At 36.6% G+C, this 7,860-nt stretch carries 3 protein-coding genes; all 3 read left to right on the top strand.

Features of this window, described 5'->3' with window-relative positions; all coding sequences use genetic code 11:
* Positions 1-121 precede the first annotated feature (121 nt).
* Positions 122-1,726: a peptide chain release factor 3 gene (locus tag EA412_04440; GenBank protein TVR80753.1), complete on the top strand. Its 1,605-nt coding sequence runs from the start codon at positions 122-124 to the stop codon at positions 1,724-1,726.
* Positions 1,726-2,520: a class I SAM-dependent methyltransferase gene (locus EA412_04445; protein ID TVR80750.1), complete on the top strand. Its 795-nt coding sequence runs from the start codon at positions 1,726-1,728 to the stop codon at positions 2,518-2,520. Before EA412_04440 ends, EA412_04445 begins: the two co-directional genes overlap by 1 nt.
* A 1,263-nt stretch (positions 2,521-3,783) precedes the next feature.
* Positions 3,784-7,860: hypothetical protein (locus EA412_04450; protein ID TVR80751.1), on the top strand; the 4,077-nt coding region annotated here is incomplete at its 3' end.

Genomic DNA, 7,860 nt, shown 5'->3' on the forward strand with positions numbered 1-7,860 from the left:
TTGAAAGCTAAGGAATCAAATAAGTAAATGAGCAGATTTATCTGGGGCAAAACAATTTTTTAAATAAAAAAGAACAGCTTTCCAATTTAACGTAACTTTGCAAAAAAATCAGGACAGAAAAATGTCAGAAAGAATTAACGAACTGAACAGAAGGCGAACTTTTGCCATTATTAGTCACCCGGATGCCGGAAAAACCACCCTTACTGAAAAGTTATTACTCTTTGGAGGGGCTATCCAAATTGCCGGAGCTGTAAAATCTAAAAAAACAGATAAAGCTGCCACCAGTGATTTTATGGAAATTGAACGTCAGAGAGGTATTTCCGTAGCTACCTCTGTAATGGGTTTTGAATATAATAAAAGAAAAGTAAACATACTTGACACTCCCGGTCACCAGGATTTCAGTGAAGATACTTATCGTACTTTAACAGCAGTAGACAGTGCCATTATGGTTATTGATTGTGTTAAAGGTGTAGAGCCACAAACTGAAAAATTAGCTGAAGTGTGCCGAATGAGAAATACACCTATTATAACTTTTATCAATAAAATGGATCGGGAAGGTCAGGACCCGTTTGATTTGCTGGACGAACTGGAGCAAAAGCTAAATATTAAAGTAAAACCACTTTCCTGGCCAATTGGTATCGGTAAAACATTTCAGGGGGTCTATAATATTTCTGAAAATAAACTGGTCTTATTCCAAAGCCATACAAAACAATCGAAAGATAACAGCCTTACTTTTGACAATATACATGACGAAGCATTAGATAAAGTAATTGGGAAAAAAGAAGCCGATCTTCTAAGGGAAGAAGTCGAAATGGTAGAGGGAGTGTATCCGAAATTTGATTTAGAAGCCTATAGAGAAGCCGGTATATGTCCGGTGTTTTTTGGTAGTGCTTTAAATAACTTTGGTGTAAAAGAGTTGCTGGATTGCTTTGTTGATATTGCACCACCACCTCAAGCCCGCGAAACAGGATTGCGGCTCGTAAAGCCTGAAGAATCTAAATTCAGTGGTTTTGTTTTTAAAATTCATGCCAATATGAACCCGAAACATCGGGACAGAATAGCTTTTGTACGCATTTGTTCAGGCATGTTTGAAAGAAATAAAAACTATTTACATGTCCGCTTAGATAAACAATTTAAATACTCCTCTCCCACTGCTTTTTTAGCACAGGATAAAGAAATTGTGGATGTCGCCTATCCCGGAGATATTATCGGACTTCATGATACGGGTAACTTCAGAATCGGAGATACCCTAACTGAAGGTGAAAAGTTCTTTTACAAAGGAATTCCCAGTTTTTCACCTGAATTATTTAAAAGCATTGTTAACAGAGACCCTTCCAAGACAAAGCAATTAAACAAAGGTATAGAGCAGCTTATGGATGAAGGAGTGGCTCAGCTTTTTACAAACCACTTAGACCAGAGAAAAGTTATTGGTGCTGTCGGTCAACTACAGTTTGAAGTGATACAGCATCGATTATTAAATGAATACGGAGCCTCTTGTGAATTTGAAAATGTAGATGTTTACAAAGCCTGCTGGATAGATTCTGATGACACAAGTAAGCTCGAAGAATTTGTTCGCTTAAAAAAAGGTCAAATTGCAACTGACAAGCATGGACAATACGTATTTCTGGCTCCTTCTCAATGGATACTGAATGTGGTGAAAGAGGATTTTCCTGATTTGAATTTTGCTTTTACTTCAGAGATTCAAAATTTTAATTTGGCGGAATAATGTTATCAAAAGTGAACCAACTATTGTGGTACTTGAAATATTATCGAATTGCCAAAACCAGATTTGATGTTCATTCCCCTTTTGTTTATGAGTTTATAGAGGAGATTATCAAAGATAAGCGCTCCTTTTATGCCTTTGAAAAAGTAGACTTATTAAGAAAAAAATGGATAAAAAAGAATGAGAGTTATGAGTATACCGATTTAGGGGCAGGGACATTTACCGGTGAAAAAAAGATTCGAAATACCAAAAAAGTCATTCAAAATCAGGCTTGTAATGCTAAATATGGCAAACTCCTGTTTCGTTTAGTAAATTTCTTTCAACCGGAAAAAATACTGGAACTGGGGACATCCTTAGGAATCAGCACCGCTTATATAGCCTTGGCAAAAAGTTCTGCTCAGATAATCACCATAGAGGGCTGCAATAAAACTGCGCGAAAAGCTGCTGAAAGTTTTCAATTTTTAGACATTGAAAATGTACAAACTTTAGAAGGTGATTTTGAAAAAAATGTGCATGAACTTTTACATCAGAAAAACTTTATCCCGGACTTTGTATTCATAGACGGAAATCATAAAGGAGAAGCTATCATTAAATATTTTGACTTATTGTATCCTTTGATGAAAGAAAAAGATACAGTCATAATTTTTGACGATATACGCTGGTCCGGGGATATGTATAATGCCTGGGAAAGCATTGCAAAAAGACCGGAAGCAAATTTAACCATTGATATTTATAAATTTGGACTTGTATTTTTTAGAAAAGGAATACGCAAACAACATTTTACGCTGCGTTATTGATGATTATAGGTGTTTTTGCAGTTAAGTTTGGAAGTTTTTCTAAGTTCGACTTCTACTTGTTTTGACTACCTTCAACACAAGATGCTCAGTGTACACACTGCCTCTATCAATGAATCCCTAAACTGATAAATAAAAACAATGCCGCATCCCTTCTGCAAAACGGCTTCTTTATGGTCTTTCTGCTTGGAGTTTAGAATACAAAAGCTAAAGCCTACCGTGCCGTAAGTCGGGCCTTGAGGAGTTGTCCAATAAAACAAGAAAACCGGAACGCTTAGACTATGAGAAGAAAATGGACAGAGAACAGCCTCACACCACACCGTCATTGGTAGATTCAACAGGGGAGCTTTACGGGCATGCTTGAAGTGTGACAATCTCCTGATTAGGTGCATGGGCTATCAAAAAGTTTTATAATGCCCTTATAACCCTTTTATTAATAAGAAAACCCCTCCTCCATTCTGTCATGCCGGCGTCAGGAAGCATCTCCGTATTAATTGGGAGACTCTACTCTTCACTAGCAATAAGAGTGACGACCGGGTTCAGAAAGCTCCCAATACACTTGCCATCGAAACAGTTAATTGATAGGCAGATAGGTGGCTGAGCGGAGTCGAAGTCAACTGACTTGAAATTATGAAAATCTAACTTAAAAAATAGCATTAGACCATTAAATGCCAGCCGGAGGCTGCTCAACACTTACGCTCGCGAGACGCAGAGCGAAAGCGGTTTTCTCTTTAATAAGTACTGCCTTCGACTTACTACGACTCTGCTCTGTACAGGCCGCTCAGGCTACGGCGATGCCAACCGGAGGGAGCTCCCCTCACATTTTCCATTTTCCATTTTCCATCATAATTTTGACATTTTTCTTCCTTGGGCCTTGGCCTTCCTGAAATTTGGGCTCTTGAATCTTTCTCCCTTGTAAATTCCTGAATAAATAAAAAATCAATTTTAAATCTCTATCAAATATCAAGCCAATTTTAATTTTACAAAAAATATTGAAAATTGTAATTTTTAAATAACCACCAATTATATCTTTTTAAACTAAAAATACTTTCAAAAAAACGCCAGACTAAGTGTATACAACAGCATCAGCATTTACATAACCAAAACAACTAATAACATTTGTATATACTAATCTTAAAAGTGGTTATAAATCTGAATAAAATATCGTAAAAAACTTGTATTGTTAAAATATTGATAGTATCTTGCAATGGAAACAGTTAATCAAGCAAGAAACTTTTTCATCATACACACTATAAAATCAAGCTTATGAAATGTTACTTACACCTTTCTCTTTTTCTCATTTTGGGAATTTGCGTATCAGCACAGACAGGTCCCGGAGGTATCGGTAATTCCGATAACAATGTCCTTTGGCTAAAAGCAGATGGAGACGTTGATATTACTATTCAGGATCAAAGAATTAATACGCTATATGATATGTCCGGTCGGGAAAATCATGCCATACAAAACATAACCGGACAAAGACCGGTATTAGGAACCGGTGGTAGAAACGGAAAGCCATATATTGATTTTCAGGGAATCTGGGAGTATCTAGTAATTCCTGATAAGGGATATTCTACCGGTTTAGACAGTATATCAAATTTGACGATGTACACTATGATAGTTCCTACAGATGTTCAAAACTCCAATTCTGCAGCAGATGCACAGGCTATATTGTCCAGAAGAAACCCCAATGTTTCTAACCCCTGGAGCAGTTCATCTTATGCTTTTTTATTCTGGAATAACCGTCAGTATATGGCTGATATAAACGGTGACCAACATAGAAATAACAATAGAACACCGGCAGGTTCAATTATAAATGATACTCCTTATATACTGGGGACTATTTTTGATGGCAGTCAAAGTCAGACGACAAACTGGATTAATGGCTCTTTCTCTGCCAGAGGTAATGAAGGAAGTAATGAAAATTTCATAGCCAGAAATGAATGGCCATTGACAATAGGTGCGTTGGACTCGAGTGCAACGGCTCAATATAAATTGTTTGAAGGCCAAATTTATGAAATCATAATGTTTAGTGATTCTTTAAATAAAACACAAAGAATAATTTTAACAAACTATTTGGCATCTAAATATGATGTAAATATTGGAAGCAGAGACAGATATGCACACGATGCGTTTGGAACAGGCAACTGGTTCGGAAATGATGTAGCCGGTATTGGATTAGAAAGTGCAGCTGGTAATGATAAACATGTTTTTGGGTTTTCAGACATTTTAGGAGTAGGAAATCCTTCTCAAATGATTGGATCTCAAGACGTTGGCAATTATTTACTTATGGGTCATGACGGTAATCCAAAATCAAGTATTATAAATTCAATCTCCGGCAAAAGTGATGTTAAAAGAATAACTAGAATGTGGAGATTAGATGAGACTGAAAGTAACAGTCAGACAAATCCAACCGGTGTAGGAACTGTTTCTTTTTTCGTAAAAGCAGATGAAATGCCTCCTTTGCCAACCGGCTTAACTTCTTATTCTATTTTAGTAGCTTCTAACCGAGATTTTGATAGTAATTTAACCATATATGAATTAGCATTAGACAGTAATGGTCTTTATTATCAGGCAGATGATATTTCTTTTGAAGACGGAGATTTTGTAACTATAGGCGCTTTCCGTCCGGAGATGCGTTTTACACATCCGGTTGCCAGTACTTTTGAAAATCAAGGTCCTGCACAAATTGAAGTCACTCTTAACTATGTTCCTGCTAATGAAGTAACGGTTGACTATTTTACAACTGCCGGTACAGCTAACCCGGGAAATAACCCTGTTTTATTTGGTGATCCAAATTCTGCATGGCAGCTTCAATGCGAACATGATACTGTTCAACTAGCTTTTAATGGGTTTATAATAGAAAAAGAAGATTATGCAGATACTTCAGGTACTTTAATCTTTGATCCCGGTGAAAAAATTAAGTATATATATGTCGACATATGGGACAATGGCTGCTTTGACGGTACCAGAAATTTTAATGTAACATTAGATAGTACAAGCGTTTCACCATCATCTGTAAATATAGTATCGGGTAATCAAACCCACAATATTCTGGATGATGATGAAGGACGTTTAATTCAATTTACTACCGATAGTTCTTTTGTAACGGAAGGAGATATCACTTATTTAGAGGTAGAAATTACTTTAACTTCTTCCTCAAATACGCCAATAGAAATGGATATTTACAATATAATCAACAGTACTACAGCAGTTTTAGGAGTTGATTATGATTTTGACCATACTTATACCACTCAGGCATTTGCCGGTGAGTTTTTACACACGGCTACTATTACTATTCCTGCCGGAGACAGTATTTTTGATTTCAGAGTTGAAATTATAGATAATGATATCTTTCAATTAGAAGAATATTTAGCACTTAAAATAGATGCACCATCAACCGGTGCAAGAATTAAAGTAGACAACACTTCCTTTGATTTTGCAAAGCACGTAATTCAAATAGATGATAATGATCCATTTCCGGTAGTTAGTTTTGTTGCAGATACATCCAGTGGATGTGAATGTCTGGCTAACCCTCAGTTTGAGTTAAAAATGGATAGAAGAGCTTCTGTTCCTATTGAAGTGAACTGGTATGCATCAGACATTTCAGCCAGAAGAACCGGATCTAAACTGGATTATTATATTTCAGGAGCAAGCACCTTACGTTTTGAGCCGGGCGACACAACCACCTTTATAGAAGAAATTGTAGTTATTGACAATACAAAGGAAGAGCCGAATCGCTGGATTGACATTTCATTAATAGATAATGCTCAGTATGCAACTATCGGCGCAATTGATACACACAGATACACTATTATAGATGACGATATTTGGGGTATAACCGGTCCCGGTGGAGTAGGAGATTCAATATATAATATAGTATGGTTGGCAGCAGATATTTTAAATTTGAACGATGGTGACGCAATTTCAGAATGGGTAGATCAGTCAGGTAACGAAAATGCTGCCATAAATAGTAGTGGAAATCAGCCGGTTTACAGACCGTCCGGTGCGTTCTTTAATGATAAGCCTTATATTGAGTTTGATGGCTCTGCTAATCCTTTAGAAATACCAAATAATCAGATTTTTGATTTTTTAACGGAGACTACTATATATGCAATAGTAAAACCGAATGCAAATAACCAGAGTGACTTGGTGCCAATTGTTTCGAAAAGAGTTAGTTGGAATAATCAAAATGCTTATTCAATGTTTTTTAACTCCAGAAGATTTGTATCTGACTTTAATTCAGATAATCAAAGAAGAGAATCTAATCAACAATTTAATCTTTCTGAGTTGAACTCACCACAAATGTTGAGCATTTCCTATAAAGGATCCAATGTTGGTGCTGATAGAAATGAAATGCGTATCGATGGTGCAGAAATAGCTTACAGGAACAATCCTAATTATTCACAGCCTTACATAGTGAATTCAACCGCACCATTCAGAATTGGTCAGATGACAGGAAACACAACTCTTGCCAGAATGGATCTCGCTGAGGTGTTAGTTTTCAGAAGTGCTCTTAATGAAGCCAGAAAGCGAATTGTTGAAAATTACTTATCAGCTAAATATGGCATTTCCATTCCGAACAACTATTTCCAGTATGAAACTTCTCATTCTTTTGAAGTAGCCGGAATTGGAAGAGTAAGCGAAACCAGTCTACATAATAATGCGAGAGGATCTGCAATTTTAACAATTGGAATGCCTCAAAACCTTGAAGATGGTGAGTTTATGATTTGGGGTCATGATAATTCCGGATATTCAAACGATACTGTAGATGTACCGGCTTTAGTTAGCGAAAGAATTGAGCAGGTATGGAGAATATCAACCTCTAAAAATGGCGTTTTTGGAACAGCCAATATCGGTACTGTAAGAGCAACTTTTGATGTTGAAAACATTCCATTATTACCTGATCATGAGTATGTGTTATTAATAAACAACGATTTTGATAATGATTCCACATTTACAAATGCATTTATCCAATCAAATGGAGTCTTTAATCCAACAAGCGGACAAGTACAGTTTAATAATACAAACTTCTCAGACGGAGATGCCTTTACTTTAGGTCAGGCTCAAATAACTCCACTACCGGTTGAATTGATTGCATTTGATGCAGTGAAGGAAGGTACTGCCGTAAGTGTTTACTGGGCAACTGCTACAGAGATAGATTCTGATCACTTTATTGTAGAAAGATCAGCTAATGCTGAAGATTATAAAGCTATAGAAATAGTAGAAGCCGCCGGAAACAGCGTAGAAGAAATCTTCTACCAAGTAAAAGATGAAGATCCTTACCACGGAGTAAACTATTACAGATTGAAGCAAGTAGACTTTGATGGCTCTCACGAATAC

This window comes from Chitinophagaceae bacterium, from assembly GCA_007695095.1.
Lineage (GTDB): Bacteria > Bacteroidota > Bacteroidia > Chitinophagales > REEL01 > REEL01.